The sequence below is a fragment of the Rhizobium sullae genome (genome assembly GCF_025200715.1).
GTDB lineage: Bacteria > Pseudomonadota > Alphaproteobacteria > Rhizobiales > Rhizobiaceae > Rhizobium > Rhizobium sullae.
On sequence record NZ_CP104145.1, the window covers coordinates 185,343 to 210,964 of the forward strand.

Here is a 25,622-nt window from a genome sequence, read left to right on the forward strand (position 1 = left end):
AATATGGACTCGTAAGGCAAGCTATTTTTGAAAGGATATGGAATGCCGCCGCGAATTTCCATGACCAGGAAACAGAGGGATGCACTGCTGACATTGCCGGAGACGGAAGTCGAGGTCTTGCGCCACCATATGCTCGGCCCAGCTGATCTTGCCGCCGTCAATCAATGCCGGACGCCGGAGACCCGACTGAGCTATGCACTCCAACTCTGCTGCCTGCGGTTCCCTGGCCGATATCTCAGCCGCGGCGAACTGCTGCCAGGCATCATGCTCGATCACATTGCTGATCAGGTTCAAGCCGACGCTGATGTCATCACGCTGTTTGCCCGTCGCGGCGCAACGCGATACCAACAGCTGACCTCGATCAAGCAGCGCCACGGCTTCCGCGATTTGAGCCGACCATTGCGGGACGAGCTTACCGCCTGGGCTCAAGACGAAGCTGTCGGCTTGACCGATGGCCGGGTGCTTCTCGATCGGCTGATCGAACGGATGCGGTCTGCAAGGATCATCATCCCAGGTATCAGCGTCGTCGAACGTTTAGCCGCCACGGCGATGCATTCTGCTGATCTCGCGGCGATTGCCGAGATCGGGGCGCTTCTATCTCCACCACAATGCGATCAGATGGACGTGCTTTTATCGGCCAAGGTTCATCGCCAGCAAAGTCGCTTGTCATGGCTGCGTGCGCCGGCTGGAGGCGTAGGCGCACGATCGCTGGCCGAGATTCTCGACAGGCTCGACCTTGTCCGCAACATCGTCGGTGATGCACCGGCACGCTTGCCGCTCCACCTCAATCACCGCATGGCTCAAATGGCGAGAGAAGGAAGCCTCTATACGGCGCAAGCGTTCCAGCAGATGAATGCACCACGCCGACATGCGGTCATGATGGCGACCTTGAGCGAGTTGGCGACTACCTTGACCGATGCGGCGTTGTCGATGTTCCAGTCGCTCGTTGGGCGTGCCAATCTGCGCGCCAAAAAGCGGCTTGAGGAAACGATCGCCGCTTCTGCGGAACAGGGGCGTGCCCGGCTTCTTCGGATCGCCGAGGTGCTTGACGCTGTGGTGACTGCTGTGCGATCCGAATCCGATGTAACTGCTGCCGTCGCTGTGATCGCGCCCCTGGATACCATCGCAGATGATGCGGCTATCATCCGGCGAACACTTCGTCCTGGAAGGCCGGACGTGCTCGGCGAGCTTGCACCCGAATACCACGTGTTCAGGAAGATTGGCGCCCGGTTCCTGAGCAGCTTTGCATTCGAAGGCGGTCGTGCCATGCAGCCGCTCCTTGCTGCAATCGCAGTGTTGGGCGGGATTGGTGGCGACCGTCGTAAACCGCTACCTGCCGACGTCCCGCTCGGCCATATTGAGCGGCGGTGGTCCCGGTATGTCTTTACCGACAATTCCATTGACCGCTCCTATTACGAACTGGCCACCTACTTCATCCTTGCCAATGCGCTTGCGAGCGGCGGCGTGTGGGTTGCGACATCGCGAATTCACCGCCCGCTCGAAAAGCTCCTCGCGCCCGCTTCACCGGCAACTCCGACGCAACCGGTCGCTCTGGTTCACGCTTTCAATGCCGAAGACTATCTTTCAGACCGCATGGCTGCGCTCGATGCTGCTCTTCTGAACACGGAACGTCACCTGTCTGGCAAGGATGCAGCGATATTCGCCGATGGAAAGCTCCGCTTCCCCAAGGAGCCAAGAGGCGACAACGAGCAGGAACAAATGCGTGCCGTCACGGCGAGGTTATACGCCATGATGCCGCGGGTGCGGATTACCGACCTGCTCGATCAGGTCAACCACTGGACCGACTTCACAGAGCATTTCTCCCATGTCTCCACCGGATTGCCACCTGTGGATCAGCGCGCCTTCATGGCCGCATTGATCGCTGAAGCGACCAATCTCGGCCTGTCACGAATGGCCGAAATGTGCGGTACGGTCACCCGGCGGGCGTTGCTGCGTATGCAGACATGGCACATGCGAGAGGACACCTACCGCGCCGCGTTGGCGAGCATGACCGATGCAATTCATGCCGAGCCGCTATCGGTCTGGTTTGGCGAAGGCTGGCGCGCTTCCGCCGATGGACAGGCCTATTATCTCGGTGGTCCGGGCGAAGCTGGCGGCACAATCAATGGGCACTATGGCCGTGACCCGATCGTGAAAATCTACACCACGATCACCGATCGCTATGCGCCGCTTCATCAGAAGGTCATCGCTGGCACCGCTGGTGAAGCCATCCATGCATTGGATGGCATTCTCGGCCACGAAAGCAATGTCGACATCGGGGCGTTGCATGTCGATGGTGGCGGAGTTTCCGATATCGTCTTCGCCATCGCAGCGCTGCTGGGCCGCTCCTTTGAGCCTCGAATTCCGCGCCTGTCGGACCGCAAACTCTATGCATTCGAACCGAAAACAAGATATGGCCGTCTGGCGCCGCTGTTTGGACACCGGCTCGACGCTCACCTAATCCTGGGGCATGCCGATGAAATCGGCAAGGTAATCCGGGCACTCGCCGACAAGGTGGTCACACCTTCCCTTATCCTGAAGAAGCTGTCCGCCTACCGGCAGCAGAACAGTCTGGCAGCGGCCTTGCGCGAAATCGGGCGAATCGAACGCACACTCTTCACCTTACGATGGTTTGAGGATCCCGCTCTTCGGCAACTCGTCACCGCAGAACTCAACAAGGGCGAAGCGCGAAACACCCTTGCCCGCGCCGTCGCCTTCCATCGCCTGGGACGCTTCCGGGACCGGAGCCATGAAAACCAAGCGAGCCGGGCCGCAGCCCTCAATCTCGTCACGGCCGCCATCGTACTCTTCAATTGCCGGTATCTCGGACGGATCACGGAGGCCATGCGCCGGCAAGGCAGGCCATTCGATGAGAAGATGATCCCCAAACTGTCGCCGTTGGGCTGGGACCATATCAATATTACCGGCGACTACGTCTGGTCCGACGCCCTGGAGGTCGATGAGGAGGGCCTCCTGCCGATCAGGTCGGCTCCATCCTGAGCGGAAAACCGCCTACCGTATATCTGCGTCCCAATAATGTACTGGAGCCTCATTGCCAAGGGGATCAAACCATCCCCGGCCGGAGTGAGTGACGATGATGATTTCGCTGCCGCGACGATACTTCATCGCGCGCTTCGTGCTTTCTTTGACATCAAGGGCAAACCCGGCCGCCTCCAACACCGCCTGGCAGCCCACCGTCTCTCGTAGTCGTTCGATCTCGTCTCGCTTCATATCTCTCTTCCGGCCGCGTTGCGGCCGACCTTCCATCTCTTTTCTTCCCGCTTTTTGCGGGACAGCTTTGGACAGGCGCGAAGAGCAAAGGCCGCAAGGGCATGGCCCGCAAGGTGCAAATTTGCACCGGCCATGGCGGAGCTTCCCTTGCGGCCGCGGGCTCGCAAGCGGCAGCCGGAACGGCAAGGCGGCTCAATGAGCCGCCCAGGGATGAAATTCATGGATGACCTCGAGGTCGTCGCTTGCGTCGATCTCGTCAGAGGGAAGGACGCCATATTCGCCATCGACTTCGAAGACGGTGACCGGGACCATCAGGTCGCGCGAAAGCTGGAAGGCGTGGGACTGTGCGAGAGAGAGATCATGCGACATTTGAGAGGCTCCATCTGGGAGCGGGCCAATTCCCGCTCGATGGCTCCAAAAAGGCACGGGGACGGGCGCGATCACCGCGATGGCGAAGCCGTGAGCGGCCGCAGCTCGCTAGCGGACCCCTTGCGGGTTGATCGTGCAAGATCCGGACCCGGGCCAGGACGCCATCGCATGAGAGCGGGATTGGTTTGCTCCCGGCCGGCGCTTTCACCTCATCGCTCGGTTTCGATCGTCTTGTCTCTCACGAACGGCCCTTCGCTGCCGCTGAGATCCGGTTACCTTGCTGTGGCAGCCAGGAATTTCACGACCAGCCTACTGACCAGAATTTGTATATGATCTTCGGACAACGGAGAGCCGATGGGCCAAACGTTCTCATCGTGTTATGTTATAACATCTCGCATAAACAGAGTTATGGAACTGCGCCAAAAAGAGACCCGCCTTCGCAAGAGGCGCGCGGCAGTGTAGCGGCATCGCCAGTTGCATATGGCCACCCGCTTTTTTGGACAGTTTGGCCTCGGCTTTCATTGTTCTGCCAGTGACGCCAACTGCTTTTGCCTACTCTTGGCCGGTCAGCCATGCCAGAGCTTGCTTCCCCGCCGCAGTTACGGTGACGCTGCGGTCGGCGTCCCGCTGGATCCATGTCTTCGCCAGGAGGTGCCGGCAGAGCGCCGCTCCAAGGTGACCGCCTAAATGAAACTGATGATGTTCGCTCCAGTCGGGGCAGGCGAAAGCTAATCGCCTATGCGAATGGGTTTCTTCGTGTGTGCCGTAGTCCAGTTCCAATCGATCGAATGCATCCCGCGCGTTAGGCCCGATACGGACATCATCCCAAGGGAAGGCAGGTTCCGTCAACGCACCGTAGCCAATCAAACCTTGCATAATCTGGACGCCGATGCGGCCGGCCAGGTGATCGTAGCATGTCCTCGCCTGCCGAAGAGCATCCGGCGTATGCATTGTCGTCATCGTTCGGCTGCCGGTGGCGGCCCAAGAGAGCGAGGCAATCACCTCGGCGATTGTCGGCGAGGCGACGCGATAAATGACCATCCGGCCATTCTTCTCCGCCTCCACGAGGCCATGCGCACGCAGGCGGCGAAGGTGGTTGGAAACATTTGATTGGGACGTTCCGGTCGCCTCGACAAGCTGCGCGACCGAACACGGTCCCCAGGTGAGACACTGAAGCATCTGCAGTCTCAGAGGGTCGGCGAGCATCTTGGCGATGGCTGTCGCTACTTCTAATTCATTTGTCATTGACTTCTTCTACGTTTTGGCGTCATCTATCACCAATTAGTGATATGTCAAGTTTCTGGTTGTGATTACGTGCACTTGGCGAGGGGCCGAATGTTCAAAAATCCGAAGGTGGCAGCCGCCAATCTCGCTGTTGCCAATGCGATATTTGGCACGATCGGCCTCTTCGCGGTTGAAGCGGGCCTGCCGCCCGTTGCCACCGTATTTTGGCGCTGCGTTGTCGCGACCGTGTTCCTTCTGGTGTGGTGTATCGGATTTGGCCATCTGGCACCGGCTAATCTCTCACCAAGGTTGCTGATATATGCTGCTATCGGAGGCATCGGCAATATCGGAAGTTCCGTGGCCCTGTTCGGAGCATACAAATTCTCCAGTATTGCGACTGCAACTATTATCTATCACGTACAGCCCTTCTTTGTCGTCTTGATTGGCGCCTTGGCGTTGCACGAAACCATAAAGGCGTCAGAGATCCTTTGGATCGTTCTTGCATTCGTCGGCTTGATATTGTCGACCGGCCTGATCGGCACGACGGGCGGCGATGGCTCATGGATTCCCGGCGTGGGTCTTTCACTCGTGGCCGCGTTTTTATATGCCGTTGGCACGATCATTGGCAAAGAACTGGGCGCGCAGAGGCCTGAGGTCACAACCCTGGTGCAGACGATCGTCGGTGCTCTTTTACTGTCGCCTTTCGCGGATCTGGCCGCCCCGGTGCCCGTGCAGTCGTGGAAGTGGCTCATCTCTTTGGGGATCTTGCACACCGGCATCGCCTATGTGCTGCTTTTCTCAGCCTATCCGCGCCTTAGAACACCTGTTATCGGCGTTTTCGCGTTCATTTTTCCGTTGGTTGCAATCCTCGTCGATCTGCTGGTTTACGACAAGCCCATCGATTTGCTTCAGGCGGCCGGATTGCTTCTGATCATGCTTGGTACGTTGGGTGTTCAGCTGGGCTGGGCGGGAAATTTCCGTCGCGTTCGCGCGGTCCAAGGTTCGTCCAATCCCAATTGAATGGTCAAAGCGTATCGCTCGTTCTTGTTGATCAAACCTGCCACGAGACGGCAGCAGAGTAACCTTGAGGAGCTACTATGGATTCCAGTCGCCACTGCCCGGCAATGATGTTTCCATCCATGACCGATATCCGGTTCAAGGGCGTGCTAAACCCGGTTCCGATGGCCTTCAACAACGCCTCTTTTCGAGTCCACAAGGTAAAGAATGAAGGCATTCGGTTCTCGACGCCGCTTTCGATAAGCCACTGATGTTCGTCGCTACAGAAGTAGTCATAGACCATGCCTTCCGCATCTTCGATTACACGGTGCTTTTCGATGTCAATGCCGACGTCAGTGGGACTGATCGCAATGGCGATGAAATTGCCGGAGTGGGAAACGTTGAACCTCAGGTTCGAAACGGGCTCGAAGAGGAGCGGCTTGCCGTATCGGCCTTTGGCAAAGCCTAGCGACGCAGGCGCTATGCCGAGTTCCCGAGATAGCTCGGATCTCAAAATAAACTTTGACAAGATCGAGCGCGTGCGTTCGGCCCTGTCGAAAATCGCGCCCGCCTCTTCCAGTTCGTCTACGGGCAGGTGGTCCAGGATGGCCTGCGGCAACGGCTCCCTGCCAAGGATGTGCGGCGATGCGTCGTACACTTTGTAGCGGCAGCTCTCATCTAAAACTTTTGCATCAAACAGGAGCATACGAAACCCTAGCGATCATTCTACGACATGACTTTCGGACTAATCGGTGAGGTGCACGCGCCGCAGTCGAGTGTACGCAACGTCTATTTCATTGAGAGAAAGCAACGTCATGCAAGATACGTACCACGGGAACGAAATCGCGATCATCGGAATGGCATGCCGGTTTCCCGACGCCGACACCGTAGACACATACTGGAAGAATTTGAAGCAGGGCCGCGAGAGCATTGTTCCAGTCTCCCGCGAGCAGCTTCGCCGCCTCGGTGTGGCGGACAAGGTTATCGATGGCGGCGACTATGTTGAAGTTTCAGCCAATCTACCGAATTTTGACGCCTTTGATGCCGGGTTCTTCAAGTTGTCGGAGAAAGAGGCCGAAACGATCGATCCTCAACATCGTCTGTTTCTGGAGTGCGCTTGGGAAGCGCTCGAGGCTGCGGGATACGCACAAAGGCGAAGCGAGCTTCTGATCGGCGTTTACGGCGGTGTGGGACCAAGCACCTATTCGACGGATTTTCTGCAGAATCTATATCAGGTCCCCGGCACGAACCGCTTTCTCGACAGCGCCTCAGGCTTCCTGGTCATGCTTGGAAACGACAAGGATTATGTCAGCACAAGAACGTCCTACAAACTCGACCTGCGCGGACCAAGCCTGAACGTGCAGAGCGCGTGCTCGACCGGTCTGCTATCGGTGCATCTGGCATGCCAGGGGCTGCAACTGGGAGAATGCGACGTTGCCCTTGCTGGCGCATCATCGATTCTCATCCCTCACGGCGTAGGTTACATCCATCAGGCAGGCGGTATCGTTTCGCGTGAGGGCCATTGCCGGGCTTTTGACGCCGCTGCTGATGGAACGGTTTTTAGCAGCGGAACAGGAGTTGTTGCTCTCAAACGTCTGGACGACGCGTTGTCCGACGGAGATTTCATTCACGCTGTCATCAAAGGTTCTGCCGCAAACAACGACGGCGCCGCTAAAGCGAGCTTTGGTGCGCCGAGCGTGCGGGGACAGGCTGACGTCATCAGACAGGCGCTTGCCAATGCCGGCGTCGAGGCAAATTCAATTGGGTTCATCGAAACCCACGGAACTGGAACGCCGCTGGGAGATCCGATCGAAGTGCGCGCCTTGGCTGAGGTATTCGCACCGTCTTCGAACGAGCAGGCCCGCTGCGCTCTCGGCTCGGTTAAGACGAACATCGGCCATTTGTCGGCGGCGGCGGGTATTGCGGGTCTCATCAAGGCGGTCCTGGCCTTGCAGCATCGGACCATTCCGCCAACATTGCACTTCCAAAGTTTAAATCCGGCAATTTCCTTTGACGGAACACCTTTCTACATAAATACCGCGCCGGAAGATTGGCCCGCGCAGGCGCCTTGCAGGGCAGGCGTGACATCGCTCGGTGTTGGCGGCACGAATGTGCATGTCGTCCTGGAGGAAGCTCCTCGGCAGCGATCGGCCGACGAAGAGCGGAAGGGACAAAGGCCAGACGTCCTCGCGTTGTCGGCGGATTCCGAAAAGGCATTGAGCAACCTGCTGCTGAAATACCGCGACTATCTCCTTGGCCCGGTGGCACCAGAGCCATCAGACGTCTGCTACAGTGCAAACACAGGGCTTGCACATTTCCCCTACCGCTTCGCGGCAGTGTCGACGAGCGCGGCCGACCTTGCCGAGCAGCTTGACGTCGCGTCGAAGCGCACGTCTTCAGTCGCTCCCAGCCAAGACGGCAAGCTGGCATTTCTGTTTACCGGCCAAGGATCCCAATACCCCGGAATGGGCAAGATTCTCTACCAAACTGAACCGGTCTTTCGCCACTGGATCGATATCGCAAATCCACTAGTCACGGACGAATGCGGCGTCCCTCTCCTCGACCTATTGTTCTCTCCCCTGGTGAGCAAAGAGCTGCTTGATCAAACGCGCTACACACAGCCCGCCTTGCTGGCGTTTGAATATGCGCTCGCAAAGCTCTGGCTGGCGCGTGGGGTCAAACCCGATGTCCTCATTGGACATAGCCTGGGCGAATTCACTGCCGCCTGCGTGTCCGGAATTCTCCCATTCGACCAAGCTCTGCGGCTTGTCGGGGCGCGTGGTCGGCTCATGCAGGACGCTCGTCCGGCCGGTGCGATGCTGGCTGTTGCCATGGGCCTCGACGAGGCGCGTCGATTGATCAGAGAATTCGGGTCAAGCCTTTCGATCGCCGCGAAGAACGCGCCGCTCAGCGTGGTTGTATCGGGCGAAAAACAGGAAATACTGGCCCTTCGTGAAGAGCTGGAAAGATGCGGCGTCAGTCATTCGATCGTCAACGCTTCGGTAGCGTCCCATTCTTCGCTGATGGAATCCATAGTCGGGGATTTCGCCCATCATGCGAAGTCTGTCGATTTTTCATCACCGACGCTTCCAATCATCGCAAATGTAACGGGAAGCATTTCCTCGCAGGAGATGACCAGTCCCGACTATTGGTGCAAACAGCTGCTAAAACCTGTCCTTTTCGAACAAAGCGTCGAAACCGCGTTGCGACTGGGTGTAACGACATTCCTGGAAATTGGCCCCAAATCCGTCCTTTCAAATCTCGGTAAAATGTGCGCCAGCGATCGACCGGCAATCCAAAACACTGCCTGGATTACAGCATTGAGTGAGAACGTGGATGATTGCGAGCAGGATGCGCTTGCTTTGGCTCAACTCTTTGAAAGTGGCGCGGGGATTGATTGGGCGGCCATTTACGAGGACAGGAAGGGACGGCGTATTCCTCTTCCAAGCTATCCATTCCAAAGACGGCGATATTGGCCGGGCGTTGACGATAAGGTCGATGAGAGATGGTTTCATCGAACGCTTTGGCGTCCTGAAGAACAGGCGGATCGTTCAGCAGACAGCCCGCTGCCCCAGATCCTCCTCGTATGTGGTGGCGCGGACACTGCAGCAACCGAACTGGTCAACCTGCTTGAGCGACAAATTACCGCCGAAGCGGCAAAGACAGTGCGTTGGGGCCGCCACAGGCCAATCGTGATGTATCTCAACGAAATCAATATCGCTGACATTCAGGCGCTGCTCCGCCACACGACGACCGGAAAAGACGCCCCGGAATGCCGACTGATTTACGTGGCCTTCGCGTCGTCACAGGAAGACGGTGAAACAGCGCCGCAGGCGGGACCAGATGCCACTCAAGGGATCTTTGATGCGCTACGCTTTGTGCGCGACGCGTCCGCCTTCGATGGCCCTATAGACCTCAAGGTCCAGATCTTGACGCGCAACGCGGTCAGCATCGATCACCAGGATCTTCCTGTCGTGCCCGCCCAGGCCGCCATTTGGTCTGTCGCGACGGTGTTCGGGCAGGAGCACCGCGACATATGGCACAGTGTGATCGACTTCGACCAATCCTCGACGGATCTTGTAGTCGCACGGCTTTTACGCGGTGATTTGGCCGACCAGACGGCACTTCGACGCCGAAGCAGCTTTGTTGCCCGACTTGAGGATGTGGAACTAGCAGAGTCGCGGTCGCTCGCTTTCAGGGATGATGCCACCTATCTCGTCACGGGCGGACTTGGCGGCGTCGGAAGATCGCTGGTGCGATGGCTTGCAGATTGCGGCGCTAAAAACATTCTGCTCATCGGCAGGTCGCTCGAAGACGAAACCAAGCGGAGCGAACTGAAAGCCCTTCGAGAACGCATTCCAAACCTCCGCTTCGAAAGGGCCGACGTAGCGTCCCGCGCGGATATGGCGCGGATTTTTTCCGATATTGAGGTATCGGGCTTCCCGTTAAAGGGCGTCTTTCACGCGGCTGGCGTCAATGAAAATGGCATGATTGCGGATGTTGCCCATGACGCCCTCGACAGAGCCTTGAGGCCAAAACTTCATGGGACGCTCGTGCTCGATGAACTCACGCGCTCGTGCGAGATGGATGTCTTCATCTGCTTTTCCTCTCTGTCATCCATGCTGGGGTTTAAGGGGCAGGCTGCTTATGTGGCCGCAAATGCCGCCATGGAAGCAATCGTGACGAAGCGCGCTTGCGAGGGGTTCCCGGCGCTTGCGATCTGCTGGGGGCCCTGGGCAGGTGACGGAATGTCGGCCTCTTTCGGTGCCCGACAGAAAGCGCGTCTTGCCGCCATGGGCATTCGGGAATTTTCCCCCGATGAAGGGGTAGAGAAGCTTTCGCGCCTTTTCGGCCTCTCGGGGATCTACGGCGCTTTTCCAATCGTCTGGCAAAGCTATCTCGACCAGTTCAATCGACGAATTCCGCCACTATTTTCGGCAGTAACATGCCCCAAACCGACAAGCGTTGTCGGCACTGGACGAACATCCAAACGCCCGTTCAAAGACGAAGCGGCCGCGCTTCCCATCGAGGAGCGGACGGATTTTGTCGTTTCGAGTATTTCCGCGATCGTCGCCAAGACCCTTGGTACATCCCCGAAAACGGTTAGGACAGACGAAGCGATCAATCGGCTGGGCTTCGATTCTCTCACCACCTTGGAATTGCGCGACGCCCTGAAGGCACTCGGCGTGGTCCTACCCCTTGGCCCGCTCTTTTCCGGTGCCTCGATCGCCGACATCTCCAAGATAATCCTCGATCAACTGGAAACCCAAACGGGTGTGCGCCTTGCTCCGCCGTCTGCAGTTCTTCCTGCTCGACGTGAACCGTTGATCATTCCAAGACGGAATGAAAATGCGAGCATGCAGCTTGTTTGCTTCGCGTATGCCGGCGGAGGACCGGCCGTCTTCAATGGCTGGGCCGACCAACTTCCAGATGACATCGAAGTGGCTATCGTTCAATTGCCCGGAAGAGGCTCACGGCTGGCTGAGCGGCCGCATACGAGGATGCATGATCTCGTTGATGAGCTGACGCCTGTCTTGGTTGACTACCTCGACAGGCCATTTGCCTTCTTCGGTCATTGCGTAGGCGGTATCCAGGCTTTCGAACTCGCCCATCGCTTGGAACGCGAATATCGATTGCATCCGCATCATCTGTTCGTCGCCGGGTCGAGAGCTCCCCAGATCTATAATGAACGACAGGCGGCTATTGACGCTGTCCAATTCGGTGCGACGGCAGCTCGTTCCGGAGCTGCAACCGAAGAGGATTTCATTGACATGCTTAAGGATGTCAACTTCGCAAACAACAAGGCTCTCTTCAAGGATGCCGAATTGTTGTCTCTCATGCTCCCCGTCATCAAAGCCGACTACGAGCTTAACAACACCTACATCTATCAGCCAAAACACCCCCTTGCCACGCCCATCACGGCAATTGGCGGTCGGGCCGATCCTTACACGACCGGCGAACATATCCTGGCGTGGAGCGAGCAATCCATGTTGCCGTTAGACACCCATTTCTGCCCGGGCGACCACTATTTCATGGAAACCCATAGCTCCTTTCTGATCGAGACAGCTGCCCAAATTCTTCTGGGATATGCCTCTCAGGCAAGGCCACGTCACATCAGGATTGTTTCGTCCAACTGACTGTTTTTCAAATGGAGATTCCGATGTCGTTGAAACTGATGAATGCCACGATCAACGTTGCCGCACTTTCATTTGTGATGATGTTCTCGTTAAGCCCAGAACGCGTTTTGGGGCAGACACAATCAGCGCCGATCACGTTCTACGACGGGGGATGGGAGAACATCCAAATCAGCAACGCGATTGCCATTTACATGATCAAGCACGGCTTCGGGCGCCAAGCCGTGGACGTCGATTCCAATGTTCCGAAAATGCAAAACGCGATGAGAAGCGGAACGATGGACGTCAATCTGGAAATGTACAACAACCTCATGGCGGAATGGGTGAGCGCACAGGTCACAGACGGCAAGATTGTCGAGCTCGGCGAAACTTACGAGAGTGCCTCGCAGGGCTTTTATGTTCCCACCTATGTCATCAAAGGAGATGCCGCCCGAGGCATCAAGCCCCTCGCCCCCGATCTTAGCAGCGTTCAGGATCTTCGCAAATATCTTCAAGCATTTCGCGAACGCGATCCGGACAGGCAAGCCAAATTCATCAATTGCATACCCGGCTGGGCTTGCCGGGAGATCAACCTGATCAAGCTTGCGACATACGGGCTGGATAATGATCTCAAATCCATCGAACCAAAAACAGAAAACGAGCTGAACGAAACCATTCTGAAGGAATACGAGGCGGGGCGTCCGTTCATAACCTATTATTGGGCTCCCAGTGCGCTGCCGACCATGATCGACCTGACGCTTCTGAAGGAACCTGCTTACGACCCCGCTTGCTGGGCTGCAATCGAAAAGCTGCTCACGCCGTTTCAGCCTGGCGTTCCGGCTGAACGAGCTTGCGCCTATGAGACTATTCCAATCCTGAAATATGCGACGAAGAAAATGGTCGGTGAAAACCCGGACGTTGTTGCCTTCCTGCGGGCCATGTTCATCGGTTCCAAGACGATGGGCGAGCTTGCGGCTTACATGCATAAGCAAAGGGCCACGCCTGACGAGACCGCACTTTATTTTCTGAGAAATCATCAGACGACCTGGACGAAATGGGTCTCCGATCCCGTCCGATCGCGGGTTGCCGCGTCGCTCTCCCACTAATTCATCGCAACGCTCTCGCTGGAGAATGTAAGATGGCCGACTTAAACTTGCTGCGCAAAATTCAAGAATTCAGCTGGCGAACTCCTGATCACCCAGCGATAGAGTTTCACGGCGAAGTTACCACCTATGAAGACCTCGCCGCTCGCGTGGCTGCAATATCCAAGCATTTTCTCGCAGCCGGCATTTATGTCGGTTCGCGCGTCGGCATCCATCTTCGACGCTCTCCCGATATGGTTGCTGCGATTCTCGCAGTTCTAAATGTCGGGGCCGCGTTTGTCCCATTGCCCCTGGATTCGCCTAAAGCAAGAAACAAACTGGTTGCCGAATTGGCTGATCTCAATCTGTTGATCGTCGATGACGAACTTCATGGCAGCGATTTTCCCGCCCGCAACCGAATGCGGCTGAACGAGATTAGCTTTGCTGGCAATCCCATTCTGCCAGTCGCTGCTTTCGATGAGCAAGCGTTGGCTTATGTCATATTCACGTCCGGATCGACCGGCCAGCCCAAGGGCGTGATGGTTAGACGGTGCAATCTCGACTACTTCCTGGACGCGATCGATCAGGTCGTCGATTTTCGCAGATGGAACAGGATCCTGGCGGCGACGACGTTTGGGTTCGATATTTCCGTGCTCGAGCTGCTTCTTCCGCTGGCCAATGGCGGTACCTTGATTCTTGCCGACGATCATCAATCGAGAAGCAGCGATGCCCTGATCAAGCTCGTGGAAGGGCGAGAGCGATGCCTGATCCAGGCAACACCAACTATGTGGCGCATGATCGTTTCCTCGGGTTGGATTCCCGACTGCAATGTCGGTGCCCTTTGCGGAGGAGAAGTTCTCCCGACCCAATTGGCGCGAGAATTATTCGATCGTTCAAGGGCCGCATGGAACCTCTATGGCCCGACCGAGACGACCATTTGGTCGTTCTACCATTGCCTCTCGGAAGCAGATTTTGAAGATCCCGGAAAAGCGGTGCCAATTGGCTATCCTTTGCCAGGGACCAGCTACGCAATTGAGAAGGCCGATGGCGAACTGGGGGATGGTGAGCTGCGCATCGATGGCCCCGGTGTAAGTGGAGGTTATTTCCGACGCCCGGACCTGAATGAAGGGAAATTCACAAGTGCGTTTGAGAACGGGCCGCTTGATCGCTTCATGACGGGCGATCTGGTCGTAGAGCGCAAGGATGGCTGCTTGATATATGTCGGACGCAAAGATCGCCAGGTGAAGCTGAATGGGTTTCGTATCGAACCTGGTGAAATCGAACGAGCGCTCGATCGTCTTCCGTTCGTAGAACAATCGGCAGTCAAGCTCACTGAAACGAGGTCGAGTGAAAAGTGCCTGACCGCGTTCATTGTTGCTCCGCAGCTTGAGGAGAGGGTCGAAAGCTGGGGCGCGGTCTGGGATGCAGCCTACGACCTCCATGGGCAAACAAGTATTGCCGAGGGAACGGGATATACATCGACCTTCACCGGAAAACCGATCGGCGAAACCCAAATCAAGGCGTGGGCGCAGGCGACCGCAGATCGCGTCTTAGAGTTCTCGCCCGGCAGCGTCCTCGATATCGGCTGCGGTGTGGGCTTGCTTGGCGAGCGCCTCTTAAGGGAAGGCCTCGTCAAATATCAGGGCTGTGATCTGTCGAGTGCGGCTGTCGCAGCAGCCCAAAAGCGGCTGGCGCAGCAATTTGGACAATCCCGCCGCTGGCAATTGACCTGCGTGGCGGCCAACGATATTCGGACTGCTGTGTCGGGGCCTTTTGACCTCGTCCTGCTGAACTCCGTGGTCCAGTACTTTCCAGACGAAGGCTATCTTGCCGCCGTTTTGCAGCAGGCGATTGCGCTTTGCCGGCATGGTGGAAAGATCGTCGTCGGCGACATTCCTGCCGCATCCATGAAGCCGGTTATGGCACGCATTGCCGCGAAGGCTGCCGCAAATGACGGCAGTGCTGACGCCGATGTTGAACAGCGGATCAAGACCATCGGCCGCGGCGAGCTTTGGCTCGATCCGGCCGACTTCACACGGATCACACAGAGCCAACGAAGAGTGGCTGCCACCGACTTGGATCTGCGACTTGGTGAAAGCGATGACGAAATGACGCGCTTTCGTTATGATGCAGTATTGCATCTGGATTCGGATGAACGGACCGCCTGCCATGTCGCGGCGGTTTACGACTTCGAGAATGATGTGCCGAAGGCGAGCGATCTGTCGGAATGGCTGAAAACAGCTCCGGACGCATTCATCTTGCGACAGATCCCCAACCCACGAGTTCTTGGCAAAAAGGTACAGAGACAGCATGACGCTATTGCCTCTGTCGGGCGAGATGAAGCCGAAGTTTTGCCCTTAACGCCGACGTCAGACCTGACCCTTGAGGATTTTCGCAGATGGGGAACAGCAAAACGGCGGGCAGTTCGCATCATGTGGAGTGAACCGATCACAAAGGGTAGTGTCGATCTCTGCGTGACACCGCTTAATAGTTTCTCATCTCTCTTCGAGAGGAGACATCTATCTCGGATCCTTGGTCATCAGATGCCTCAATCGGTGAGTTGGTCGATCAATCGGCAACGTGATTCCAAAGTAAGAAAGCTATTGGCCGAAATTCTGCCGCACTACATGATCCCCTCACAGTTCATCTATCTTTCAAAAATGCCTCTCACCTACAACGGAAAGGTCGATTACAAGGCGCTTCAAACAGTTGATCTCCCCCAGTTCTCACAGGAAAGGGAAATCGAGCTGCCAGATGGAAGCATACGTGATCGCATCGCCGCCATGTGGTCAGCTCTCTTGAGCATAGATGAGCCACCGCTGGACCTCTCCTTCTTCCTCGCTGGCGGTTCATCCATCTTGACTGTCGAACTCGCAAGACGATTGTCTAGCACGTATGGCGTGGAAGTGAACGTCGTTGACCTTTTTGTTCATACAACGATCATCGGCCAGGCGGAGCACGTGGAGAGGTTATTGAACAATCGCTCAGCGGAAAGAACGGAAAGAGCGAACAACAAGATCATCGATGCTGCGAGCCGTCGGCACAACGCTGCGCTGGCAAGAAGGTCAGCGAGAGTTTCGCTGCGGGAGTGAGGCGTGCCGAAACACGAAGACCGTTCCAGTGAACGCGTTCTTGCGCAACCCGCTCTTCACCAGTGACCGTGCCCGGTTGAAATATTCCATTCTGAAGTAAGCTCTGGCCCATTGCGAGGACCAGGGAATAAGCGCAACCGTTTCACAGACGAACAGATCATCGGCATATTGAAGGAGCACGAGGCAGGCACGCCGGTCTTTGAGCTTTGCCGCAAGCACGGCGTCAGCGACGCCAGCGTCTAAAGGTGGAAAGCCGAGTTCGGCGGCATGGGACGTGTCCGAAGCCAAACGGCTGAAGACGCTGGAGGACGAGAATACCAGGCTGAAGTGGCTACGGGCGGATGCCATGCTCGACAATGCGACAATGCAACTCTTTCGCGCAACTGATGAGCCAACATAGGATGAACGAACGGCGGGCGTGTAAAGCCATCGGCTTTTGCCGGATGACGATCCGTTATGAAATGAGACGCGACGACGATCATGGCCTTCGCGAGCGAATGAAGGTTTTGGCGCAAACGTCGCCGCTTTGGAGATCGACGCATTCATGTGCTGCTTAGGCGCGAGGGACACTTTGTGAACCACGAGAGGCTCTTCCGGCGATGTCACGTTATTTGATCAAGGTCGGAACAAGGCGCTTGTGTGAGACGTCAGGCGGTTGCGCCGGTCACGGCTTTCCACTGCGCCATTGCGCGGATCCGATGGATGTGGATGGCGAGGGCTGAGTTTTTCTGGTGCGGGGGGACGAAGAGATTTCGGAGTGCCGAAAAGATCGATATGAACCGTTGCAAGCCGCCGACGGATCGAAATCCCTGCATCATCCGCTCCCGTTTTCGAAGCGGCACGTGAGAATTCTCGGCTCGATTGTTCAGGCCCTTGTGCGATCGATGTTCGACGGCGGGCATCACCTCCCGTCTTGCAGCACCATATGAGCGCAATTTGTCGGTGACGATCCGCTTCGGCGTCAGGCCTTGCTTCTTCAGCAGCCTGACCAGCAATCGCCTGGCGGCTTGGGTATCGCGGCGGGCTTGAACGATCTCGTCGAGAACGTAACCGTCTTGGTCAACGGCACGCCAGAGCCAATGTTTGCGGCCGCCGATGGAAATCACCACCTCGTCCAGATGCCAGATATCCTTTCGCGAAGGCCTCTTTCTGCACAACTGCCTGGCATAAGCCGTTCCGAATTTGCGACCCCATCTCCGGATCGTCTCATGGGAGACGACGATACCGCGCTCCAGCAGCATCTCCTCGACCATCCTCAGGCTCAAAGGGAACCGAAAATACAGCCAGACCGCACGGGCGATGATCTGCGGTGGAAAGCGGTGGTTCTTGTAGCTTACGGTCGGACTGTTCATCCCAACCCGTTACCCGACAACCGTTAAGCCGCTGACAACGTGACATCACCCGACGAAGTGATGATCGGCTGCAGCAGTGAGATTATTGCCCTCGGCTCGTATCGGCGTCGCCCGTTCCGACCTACGTCTAACGGTCCCAGCCTGAAGGGTTCAGATCGACTATAGATGCGGCGGACGGTCGGGCGAAAGTCCCATTGTGGAAAAGAACTCGTCCCACGCCTTATAATTGTCTGGTTGATCAGGCACATGGTGCTCCTGATGGACACTGCAGCGCTCTGGGACTGGCCCTCTAAATTCCGAATCATCGTAAGCCCCTCCGATGGCGCGAAAATAGGCGATGTGGAAGCTTGAGTGTCCTAATTTTTCCTCAAGGAGAGTGACCATCTTCTGGAGATCATCTGCTCCAAACGGCTTCCCTCGCTGCTGATCCCCCGGAGAATCTGTCCCCGCAACATAGCGGACGAACAACGTTTTGCGAGTCCGAGCGATGTTGATCATCTTGTTGTATTTGTAAGTCAGCTTCTCGCGACAAGACTGTAACGCCTCCGGTGTGAAAATAACGGCGCCCGACTTCGTTCGCTCAAATTCATGATGGTAAAGAACTCCGTAATTCTCACATAGAGCAGTCGTCCCATTTAAAGCAGATACACGAAGTCCAAATTGTGCTCCATCGTCTGCCAGTATTCTCTCGATGGAGGCCACAGGCGTCACAAGCCAATCAAAACAGCTACTTGGGCGCCCTTTGAAATATCGTATAAAATGGGACGCAGGCCTGCAGTCCGAGCCAAGACTAAAGATTGCTTCGTATGACATTGTACCGGTCCTTACGGGTTCATCAGGAATGAAAAAGGAGTAGGGCGCTTCTCTGAAGCCTGGTATTCAACGAAAATCACTTCCAGAGTATGCGGCAAGATTCCAGATGGCTGCTCCTGCTCTACAGCCGTCGCGCTCGACAGGACAATCGCCCAGTCATACGTCAGGTGATGCTAACGCTCGCAATTCGATTCGTCCTAAGGACGAAATCGCGTGAGCGGTGAGCAAGCTGTCTTCGTTGATGCATCCTGGCATTCCTGCGCACCCGACGGCGAGTGCATTTGTGATGGAACTTTGGGAACGAGAACCGGCGGGCGATCGCGTGATGCTCACTCGAACTGGTTCTGTCGCGCTGCCACGGATCGTCTACGGCTTATTCCCCATTTGTGTCCTGTTCGGGCCTGGTCCGGCCGCTCTCGCCGAAAACTCCGTCAGAAGGTTCTCCGCAACGTTGCCCGCCGGCAGATTTCGCGTCTATCCGTTTGGTTTCGTGTTTGGTAATGAAGCACTTCATACCATCAGTAAAATCGTACGTTTGGATGCATTCCATCCGCGCCATGGATACTAAGCAGGCAACATCGAACTGAGCCAGCGTGAGGACGTGACATCGCGCGCGGCTATGAACCGAAAGGGATGCCTGAATTGCGGCACTAAACACTTCCTTCAGCTCTTCCGGAGGGTGCCGACCTCAAGTCCGTCACAATGACAATCGCCATCACGCCGTTTTCCCTGCAGATGCTCAGACACGAAATGTGGGCTCAGGGCCGAGCCCTCTTGCTGGTCAGGCTGCTGAAGAAGCAAGGCCTGACGCCGAAGCGGATCGTCACCGACAAATTGCGCTCATATGGTGCTGCAAGACGGGAGGTGATGCCCGCCGTCGAACATCGATCGCACAAGGGCCTGAACAACCGGGCCGAGAATTCTCACGTGCCGCTTCGAAAACGGGAGCGGATGATGCAGGGATTTCGATCCGTCGGCGGCTTGCAACGGTTCATATCGATCTTTTCGGCACTCCGAAATCTCTTCGTCCCCCCGCACCAGAAAAACTCAGCCCTCGCCATCCACATCCATCGGATCCGCGCAATGGCGCAGTGGAAAGCCGTGACCGGCGCAACCGCCTGACGTCTCACATAAGCGCCTTGTTCCGACCTTGATCAAGCAACGTGACATCGCCGCTCTCGGCTTCCAATCGGCTGAGATAATCGCTCTTAGGTTCCGCGAATTAATTATGATGGGTAATCTCAAAGGTCTTCAAGCTCGTCGTCCAGTCTTGTTTCTAAAGCAAATTCCCAATGTGGATACTCTTTCTCGTCCGACACCCCCCGCAGGCAGCGAGGTGCGTAGAGAGAATTCCTTCGCTGGACTAAGGAGCGAGCCGCTGTCAGCATCAGATATATCCCTCGACTTTCTTCATCCCGGTAGAGAACGGGTAAGCGCCATCGAGCTGCTTGCTACTCTGGATTGCTGAATTGAATGGGTCGACATACCTGCACTTTTTCTAGTCAGCCTTGATCAAGATCAACGAATTTCGCGTAAGGTCCATATGCGAAGTGATCCCGCAACTCTCGGAAATTCCGTACCGTTTCACTCAACGGGCGCGATTCTTGTCGTTGTAGAATGCCGCGACCCCAAAGTTTTAGGGGTGAAACATCAAGGAAATTGAAGACGGTTGCCACACAAGCTCTAGGATCGCGAAGAAGGTCCTCGTATTCGATTTGAATTATGCTTGTAGGCTCGAAGGCGCTTGCGACGCGGGCGTGGAAATCTTCGGCAGCTTTGAAATAGGCCTCGCAGGCGGCGATTGACAATTTCACGGGTCGCGGTGGAGCGGCCGGCTTGTCGGAACTGAACTTAAGCCACCTCCGGGTCTGCCTTGCCTGCACGAGCGATCTGAGAGATTCCAAGGTGTTCCTGCGAACCACAAGGACAACCTTAAGCAGCGGCCAGCGGGCCAGCTCGGAAAAAAAGTTCGGACGCTCGCGAAACTGAGGTTCGTTGATCTTGCAGCCGACATGCGTCACCTCCTTATTTTCTCTCGTCGGGTGGCGCACGAAGGCACGCTCAAGGAGCTCGCAGTCACTACCTGACAGGCGATCTTTATCGCCCCAATTCGCATCATAGGTGTTGAGCAGCTCGCCGTTGCTCAACACATTCGGATGCTCGTTCAGCAGTTCTTCAAGATAATGCGTGCCGGTTCTTGGCATCCCGAGGACTACAAATGGCTCAGGCGAGAGTGTGGATCGGATCGTGCGTGTTCCAATTAGCATCTGCGGTAACTCCAGCAAAAGTCCTGACTGTCATTATGTGCGCCAGCCCGTTCAATCTGAGCTAGCGGTGCTCCAAGAGCCCGGCAAACTTGCTCCGGTTTCAGAAGGGACTGCAAGCTCTGCCCTTGCTCGCGAAGCTGTACTTCGTTGCGCCTGCGCCTCAGCCCTATTTTCTGTTTGGCCATTCATTTCCGTCCACCTGCGGAAACGCGGCGATCACTCGCCGCTGCAAGTGCCTCAAGCGCCGCCGGCCTCGACTCTTGGGTGGCGTCATGCGTTCTGCTAATGTCTTGCACATTGGCCGCGCTCCCGCGCGATAGCCAATCGCTATTGGACAAGGTACACAACGCATAAGCCTTCAAGGGAAGTAAGAGAAAGATGTTCACAAGCGTGTGCAGCGAAAAGCCAATAAATCTGAGTTGGCGAGCGCGACACGCAGCCACGCTGCACCGTATCAGAGTCATTAAGGCGATCATCAGGATCGTCCACCAGGGGAGCGTGCCTGTCAGTATGAATTGCCCCGCTCCTGTGACTACCGACAGGGCGAGAAGCAGTGGTCCGAGGTTCTGCCCGACCACGTCCAACGTGAGATACCGATCGAGCCCAGGTAGGAGGGGAAACGCGAGCAACGTGTCACGGAACGTACTACGTGCCCAGCGCAGTTGTTGGAGCAGATACGGCCCCAACTTGTCCGGAACAACTGTCGCCGCTATGGCGTCTGGGACGTACTCCGTCCGAAAACCAGCCTTCAGCATGAGGATCGTCAGATGGCGGTCCTCACCAAAATCGCTTGGTTTGCCTCGATAAAGCTGCGTCTCGTACTGGTCCAACAGCGAGAGCAGCGCGGATCTGCGGTACATTGCACACGGGCCGCAGCAACACATGACGGCACCGAAGCGAGCCTGTGCCGCGCGCTCTTCGTTGCAGGCAAGCCAATATTCCATGTCAATCAACCGCGTCAGCCATGTTTCGGTCCGGTTGCTGGCCGTCAACTGGCCCATGGCCGCACCCAGCACTAAATTTTGCATTTTGCGCGCAAGTTTGGCGACCACATCAGGCGCGATAGTGCTGTCCGAGTCTACATTCAGGATGAGGTCTCCGCTTGATTGCCTAATCGCGGCAATCTGCGCTTTGCGCTTTCCGACGTTCTTCGGTAGCAAAATGAAGTTGAATCTCGGATCGTATGCATAGGCTTCACGTACAGCCATGACTGCGTCACGGTGCCTGGAACCATCATCGACCACAAAAAATCGCAACTCTCCCGGATAGTTCTGGTCTGCAAGGGACGCTAGGCACGCTGACAGAACGCGCGGGTCCTCATTATAGGAGGGTACAATGATATCCACACTCGACAGAGCACTAGCTTCGACTGTTTTGGCCGGTACCGCTGATCCGTTTGCGGGGCGAGCATAAAGGACCTGCATGCTCTTGTAAGCGGTCGAGAGCAGGGCATACATCGATATGGCGGCGATGCTGGTTGTAGCAAGCAGGGTCATGGTTTCTCGTCGTCCAGTGATGCTAGGGAAGTAACCGAATTGCAAAACCACGGCTGTGCAGCGCCGGGATGAGACGTGAAAGCGCCAAAAGAGTTTGGTCACGCAGACCCGAAAGCCCAACCTCATCGGGAGGACAGCCGTCGTGCAAAAGCACGATTGCGCCAGGTCGAGCAGTAGAAAGTACTGCATCAACAATCGCGTCGACGCCCGGCCGAGACCAATCTCTCGGGTCTGACGACCAGTGGACGGCCTCAAGTCCGGCGCTCGCTGATTTGGAAAGCACGTCCTCGGTCCAAGCCCCGTAAGGCGCTCGTATATGGCGGACCGCAGCCTCGGGACACGCCGAGAGAATGGCTCTACTCGCCTCGTTTATCTCACGTTCTATATCTTGGGGTTCGCAGGCCGTAAGATCGGGATGGGTCATCGTATGGTTGGCGACGTCGTGACCTTCCGCCACGATCCGCCGGATGAGGTCAGGCTGCTCTTTCGCAAACACACCGACCACAAAAAATGTGGCCGGCACGCGGTGTTCAGCCAGGACATCCAATATCTGTGGCGTAGAAAATGGGTTAGGACCGTCGTCAAACGTCAAATAAACGCTGCGATCATCGGCGCCAGCAACGGGCACTTCGCGTAAACAGTCGCGCTGAATCATAGTTCAGGCCCATTTCGTTCTATTATCGTGCCGGACGGCCACTCGCTCATCATGCGCCGCCCTCGAACCGTTCAGCGTGATATGCCCCTGTCGGCCCAAAGGTCGATAGAAAGAGCTCTGAGTGGTCTGATCGTCGCAACTCATTTTCCCAGCATAGCTTCCATTGCACCTTCGAGGACATGCAAAAACTCCTGTTTGTTGTTTTATTATCGGGCACGATCGAAGTAGTGGTAAGATCTGGTAATCTGGTGTGACGCTAGTTTGACGAACTCTTAAGTAGAAAGCGGAACCGTCCTACGCTTCTTAAGCTTGCGTCGACGCCTTGATCACGGAATGTAGTGGGTTTCTAATAGCACCCCGGGAGAGGGGTAAAATTGATTGTTTGAATAGCAATCATCTAAGAGATGGATAACCCAAATGCGTTTCAGGGGCCTGGATCTAAATCTCCTCGTAGCGCTTAATGCTTTGATGACCGAACGCAGCTCACCGCAGCGGCGCAGCATCAACCTCAGTCAAGCCGCCATGAGCGCGGCCATCGCCAGGCTGCGCGCCTATTTCGGTGACGAGCTTTAATAATGCAGGGACGCGAACCTATTCCAACGCCACGTGCGGAAGCGCTTGCCCCGCCGTGCGGGAGGCCCTACCGCATATTCAGGTCTCCGTCATTGCTTGGAATCCAATAATTCCAGGCGAATCCGACCGCTGTTTCAGGATTATAATTTCTGACTTCATGACAATCGTGTTCTTTGACAGGGTCGCGAAACGCGTGGCTCGCGAAGCTCCCGGCATCAGCTTCGAATTGCTGGCTCTCGACGACAAACCTGATGAGCTTCTCCGTCGTGGACTTGTCGATTTCCTTATTTTTCCGGATTTGTTTATGTCACGCACATCCCAAAGCGAAACTGTTTGACGATAAACTGGTGTGTGTCGGCTGCCCTTCCAACAAACGTAAGGGACAAGCTGACCCCATCTGGCGTCGGTAGCGTTGGCCCCTGTATTGCGGACAGACGATTCACAAACTGTGAGCTTCTATGTCTGCGCCTGGCGATGTCACGTTGTTTGATCAAGGTCGGAACAAGGCGCTTGTGTGAGACGTCAGGCGGTTGCGCCGGTCACGGCTTTCCACTGCGCCCTTGCGCGGATCCGATGGATGTGGATGGCGAGGGCTGAGTTTTTCTGGTGCGGGGGGACGAAGAGATTTCGGAGTGCCGAAAAGATCGATATGAACCGTTGCAAGCCGCCGACGGATCGAAATCCCTGCATCATCCGCTCCCGTTTTCGAAGCGGCACGTGAGAATTCTCGGCCCGGTTGTTCAGGCCCTTGTGCGATCGATGTTCGACGGCGGGCATCACCTCCCGTCTTGCAGCACCATATGAGCGCAATTTGTCGGTGACGATCCGCTTCGGCGTCAGGCCTTGCTTCTTCAGCAGCCTGACCAGCAATCGCCTGGCGGCTTTGGGTATCGCGGCGGGCTTGAACGATCTCGTCGAGAACGTAACCGTCTTGGTCAACGGCACGCCAGAGCCAATGTTTGCGGCCGCCGATGGAAATCACCACCTCGTCCAGATGCCAGATATCCTTTCGCGAAGGCCTCTTTCTGCACAACTGCCTGGCATAAGCCGTTCCGAATTTGCGACCCCATCTCCGGATCGTCTCATGGGAGACGACGATACCGCGCTCCAGCAGCATCTCCTCGACCATCCTCAGGCTCAAAGGGAACCGAAAATACAGCCAGACCGCACGGGCGATGATCTGCGGTGGAAAGCGGTGGTTCTTGTAGCTTACGGCCGGACTGTTCATCCCAACCCATTATCCGACAACCGTTAAGCCGCTGACAACGTGACATCACCGTTCTACGGGCTCCCTGAGTAGGCCGATGAAGGATGGAAGCACGGTACGTCAGCGCCTTTTCTTTCTTGTAAAGCGCGAGACAGCCCTCTTGAAGTTCCTGTTTGGGATACGAGTCAAGGCCTTTGAACCGCATGTCTTCAGCTATCCATAGTGTGGATGCGTCAAATCGAAACAAACGATTTTACCGGTTTTGCAGAACGTCGCATATTGACATTTCAAGGAAGCCCCTGAAGGAAGTTGTCGATGTTTGCGTTAGCTCTGAGGAGCACTTTCGGCTCCGCGGAGCATTTTCCGGTGTACGCCTTCCGGTGTACGCCGAGCGTCAACCAAGCCGCATGTCCATCGCGGCTGGGTTCTTCGGTGATCCGCGCAAGCTACGTCGCGTCGGCTCAATGCGACTAGCTCTTCATGCATAGGCGCTTACCTCAAGAAACAGCAATAAAGACGAGGTCTGTCCATGCGCTCTGACGTACGGTGGCGGTTGTGCTGGGAAAACGATTTGCAACTGGCCGACCATGCCGCTCTCTCCGACTTCTTCCGAGAGAGCTATGGACGGACTGGGGCCTTCAATACAAAGCCATTCGAAGACGGCAGCAGCTGGGCCGGTGCGAGGCCGGAATTCCGCGCAATCGGCTACGACGCGCACGGCGTAGCCGCTCATATTGGTATACTGCGCCGCTTCATCAAAGTTGGCGAGGTCGATCTATTGGTGGCCGAACTAGGGTTGTATGGGGTCCGTCCGGATCTTGAGCGACTCGGAATCAGCTTTTCACTGAGCGATGTGTTCCCGGCGCTGCAGCAGCTTAGGGTCCCATTCGCTTTCGGCACGGTGCGGCACGCGATGCGCAACCATATGGAGAGGCTGTGCCGAGGCGGTCTGGCGACGATTGTGTCGGGCGTCCGCGTACGGTCGACTCTCGCTGATATGCGTCTCGACCTGCCGCCCACCCGCGTCGAGGACGTGCTCGTCGTCGTTGTGCCCTTTGGACGCTCGATGGACGAGTGGCCGTCCGGCACGCTGATCGACCGAAACGGCCCGGAACTATGAAGCGGGATTTAATATGTGGACTTCCAAGTGGT

General features: G+C 56.4%; 16 protein-coding genes and 6 pseudogenes. 10 read left to right on the top strand and 12 right to left on the bottom strand.

The features are described from left to right. The first annotated feature begins 60 nt into the window (after window positions 1–60). Window positions 61–3,000 (top strand): Tn3 family transposase, encoded by a 2,940-nt coding sequence (locus N2599_RS34980; RefSeq protein WP_027513627.1) that lies wholly within the window; start codon window positions 61–63, stop codon window positions 2,998–3,000. Between the two features lie 12 nt (window positions 3,001–3,012). Here N2599_RS34980 and N2599_RS34985 read toward each other — a convergent pair whose 3' ends face one another. The 3 genes from N2599_RS34985 to N2599_RS34995 all read right to left on the bottom strand — a co-directional run bounded on the left by N2599_RS34985 (window position 3,013) and on the right by N2599_RS34995 (window position 4,845). Continuing rightward, on the bottom strand, window positions 3,013–3,231 hold the full coding sequence (locus N2599_RS34985; protein WP_027513628.1) for a hypothetical protein: 219 nt from the start codon (window positions 3,229–3,231) through the stop codon (window positions 3,013–3,015). 192 nt (window positions 3,232–3,423) lie between these two features. Then, entirely contained in the window at window positions 3,424–3,600 is a 177-nt protein-coding gene (locus tag N2599_RS34990) for a hypothetical protein (RefSeq protein ID WP_027513629.1), read from the bottom strand. 552 nt (window positions 3,601–4,152) lie between these two features. Continuing rightward, window positions 4,153–4,845, bottom strand: coding sequence for an ArsR/SmtB family transcription factor (locus N2599_RS34995; protein WP_027513630.1), 693 nt, complete (start codon window positions 4,843–4,845; stop codon window positions 4,153–4,155). Between the two features lie 90 nt (window positions 4,846–4,935). Here N2599_RS34995 and N2599_RS35000 point away from each other — a divergent pair, with 90 nt between their 5' ends. Next, on the top strand, window positions 4,936–5,844 hold the full coding sequence (locus N2599_RS35000; RefSeq protein ID WP_051336839.1) for a DMT family transporter: 909 nt from the start codon (window positions 4,936–4,938) through the stop codon (window positions 5,842–5,844). Between the two features lie 31 nt (window positions 5,845–5,875). Here N2599_RS35000 and N2599_RS35005 read toward each other — a convergent pair whose 3' ends face one another. Then, window positions 5,876–6,526 carry a 4'-phosphopantetheinyl transferase family protein gene (locus N2599_RS35005; RefSeq protein WP_051336840.1) on the bottom strand — a complete coding sequence of 217 codons (651 nt, stop codon included), beginning with the start codon at window positions 6,524–6,526 and terminating at the stop codon, window positions 5,876–5,878. 151 nt (window positions 6,527–6,677) lie between these two features. On the opposite strand from N2599_RS35005, the gene N2599_RS35010 reads away from it, so the two are divergent. The 4 genes and pseudogenes from N2599_RS35010 to N2599_RS35025 form a co-directional block, all read left to right on the top strand. Beyond that, on the top strand, window positions 6,678–11,957 hold the full coding sequence (locus tag N2599_RS35010; RefSeq protein WP_375714167.1) for an SDR family NAD(P)-dependent oxidoreductase: 5,280 nt from the start codon (window positions 6,678–6,680) through the stop codon (window positions 11,955–11,957). A 23-nt stretch (window positions 11,958–11,980) separates the two neighbouring features. Then, window positions 11,981–13,039, top strand: coding sequence for a glycine betaine ABC transporter substrate-binding protein (locus N2599_RS35015; protein ID WP_027513633.1), 1,059 nt, complete (start codon window positions 11,981–11,983; stop codon window positions 13,037–13,039). Between the two features lie 32 nt (window positions 13,040–13,071). Next, window positions 13,072–16,107 carry an AMP-binding protein gene (locus N2599_RS35020; protein WP_027513634.1) on the top strand — a complete coding sequence of 1,012 codons (3,036 nt, stop codon included), beginning with the start codon at window positions 13,072–13,074 and terminating at the stop codon, window positions 16,105–16,107. A gap of 111 nt (window positions 16,108–16,218) precedes the next feature. Further along, window positions 16,219–16,671, top strand: a pseudogene (locus N2599_RS35025) (transposase); the annotation flags it as partial. An 83-nt stretch (window positions 16,672–16,754) separates the two neighbouring features. Here the strand turns inward: N2599_RS35025 and N2599_RS35030 are convergent. Together N2599_RS35030 and N2599_RS35035 are read right to left on the bottom strand one after the other, a co-directional pair. After that, window positions 16,755–17,505: pseudogene (locus N2599_RS35030) on the bottom strand (IS6 family transposase). A 113-nt stretch (window positions 17,506–17,618) separates the two neighbouring features. Beyond that, window positions 17,619–18,272, bottom strand: coding sequence for a hypothetical protein (locus N2599_RS35035; RefSeq protein ID WP_132568939.1), 654 nt, complete (start codon window positions 18,270–18,272; stop codon window positions 17,619–17,621). Window positions 18,273–18,492: 220 nt separating this feature from the next. Between N2599_RS35035 and N2599_RS35040 the strand changes: the two genes are divergently transcribed. Together N2599_RS35040 and N2599_RS35045 are read left to right on the top strand one after the other, a co-directional pair. Then, the gene (locus N2599_RS35040; RefSeq protein ID WP_132568940.1) at window positions 18,493–18,840 is read left to right on the top strand and encodes a hypothetical protein; all 348 of its coding nucleotides are present in this window, start codon (window positions 18,493–18,495) and stop codon (window positions 18,838–18,840) included. A gap of 191 nt (window positions 18,841–19,031) precedes the next feature. Further along, window positions 19,032–19,394 (top strand): annotated as a pseudogene (locus N2599_RS35045) (DDE-type integrase/transposase/recombinase); the annotation flags it as partial. Window positions 19,395–19,774: 380 nt separating this feature from the next. Here N2599_RS35045 and N2599_RS35050 read toward each other — a convergent pair. The 5 genes and pseudogenes from N2599_RS35050 to N2599_RS35065 form a co-directional block, all read right to left on the bottom strand. Further along, the gene (locus tag N2599_RS35050; protein ID WP_051336868.1) at window positions 19,775–20,539 is read right to left on the bottom strand and encodes a sulfotransferase; all 765 of its coding nucleotides are present in this window, start codon (window positions 20,537–20,539) and stop codon (window positions 19,775–19,777) included. Between the two features lie 185 nt (window positions 20,540–20,724). Further along, window positions 20,725–22,035 carry a chitooligosaccharide synthase NodC gene (gene nodC / locus N2599_RS35055; RefSeq protein ID WP_051336867.1) on the bottom strand — a complete coding sequence of 437 codons (1,311 nt, stop codon included), beginning with the start codon at window positions 22,033–22,035 and terminating at the stop codon, window positions 20,725–20,727. Window positions 22,036–22,057: 22 nt separating this feature from the next. After that, a complete protein-coding gene (nodB, locus tag N2599_RS35060; RefSeq protein ID WP_132568941.1) occupies window positions 22,058–22,690 on the bottom strand; it encodes a chitooligosaccharide deacetylase NodB in 633 nt (210 codons plus the stop codon). After that, window positions 22,687–22,743: a hypothetical protein gene (locus N2599_RS38075; protein WP_132568942.1), complete on the bottom strand. Its 57-nt coding sequence runs from the start codon at window positions 22,741–22,743 to the stop codon at window positions 22,687–22,689. The genes nodB and N2599_RS38075 overlap by 4 nt, the downstream gene beginning before the upstream one ends. 2 nt (window positions 22,744–22,745) lie before the next feature. Further along, a pseudogene (locus N2599_RS35065) lies at window positions 22,746–22,871 on the bottom strand (acyltransferase); the annotation flags it as partial. A gap of 236 nt (window positions 22,872–23,107) precedes the next feature. Here N2599_RS35065 and N2599_RS35070 point away from each other — a divergent pair. Then, window positions 23,108–23,640, top strand: a pseudogene (locus N2599_RS35070) (LysR family transcriptional regulator); the annotation flags it as partial. Between the two features lie 145 nt (window positions 23,641–23,785). On the opposite strand, the pseudogene N2599_RS35075 reads toward N2599_RS35070, so the two are convergent. Beyond that, window positions 23,786–24,537: pseudogene (locus N2599_RS35075) on the bottom strand (IS6 family transposase). 462 nt (window positions 24,538–24,999) lie between these two features. On the opposite strand from N2599_RS35075, the gene N2599_RS35080 reads away from it, so the two are divergent. Next, window positions 25,000–25,590 carry a NodA family N-acyltransferase gene (locus N2599_RS35080; protein WP_027513916.1) on the top strand — a complete coding sequence of 197 codons (591 nt, stop codon included), beginning with the start codon at window positions 25,000–25,002 and terminating at the stop codon, window positions 25,588–25,590. Window positions 25,591–25,622 lie beyond the last annotated feature (32 nt).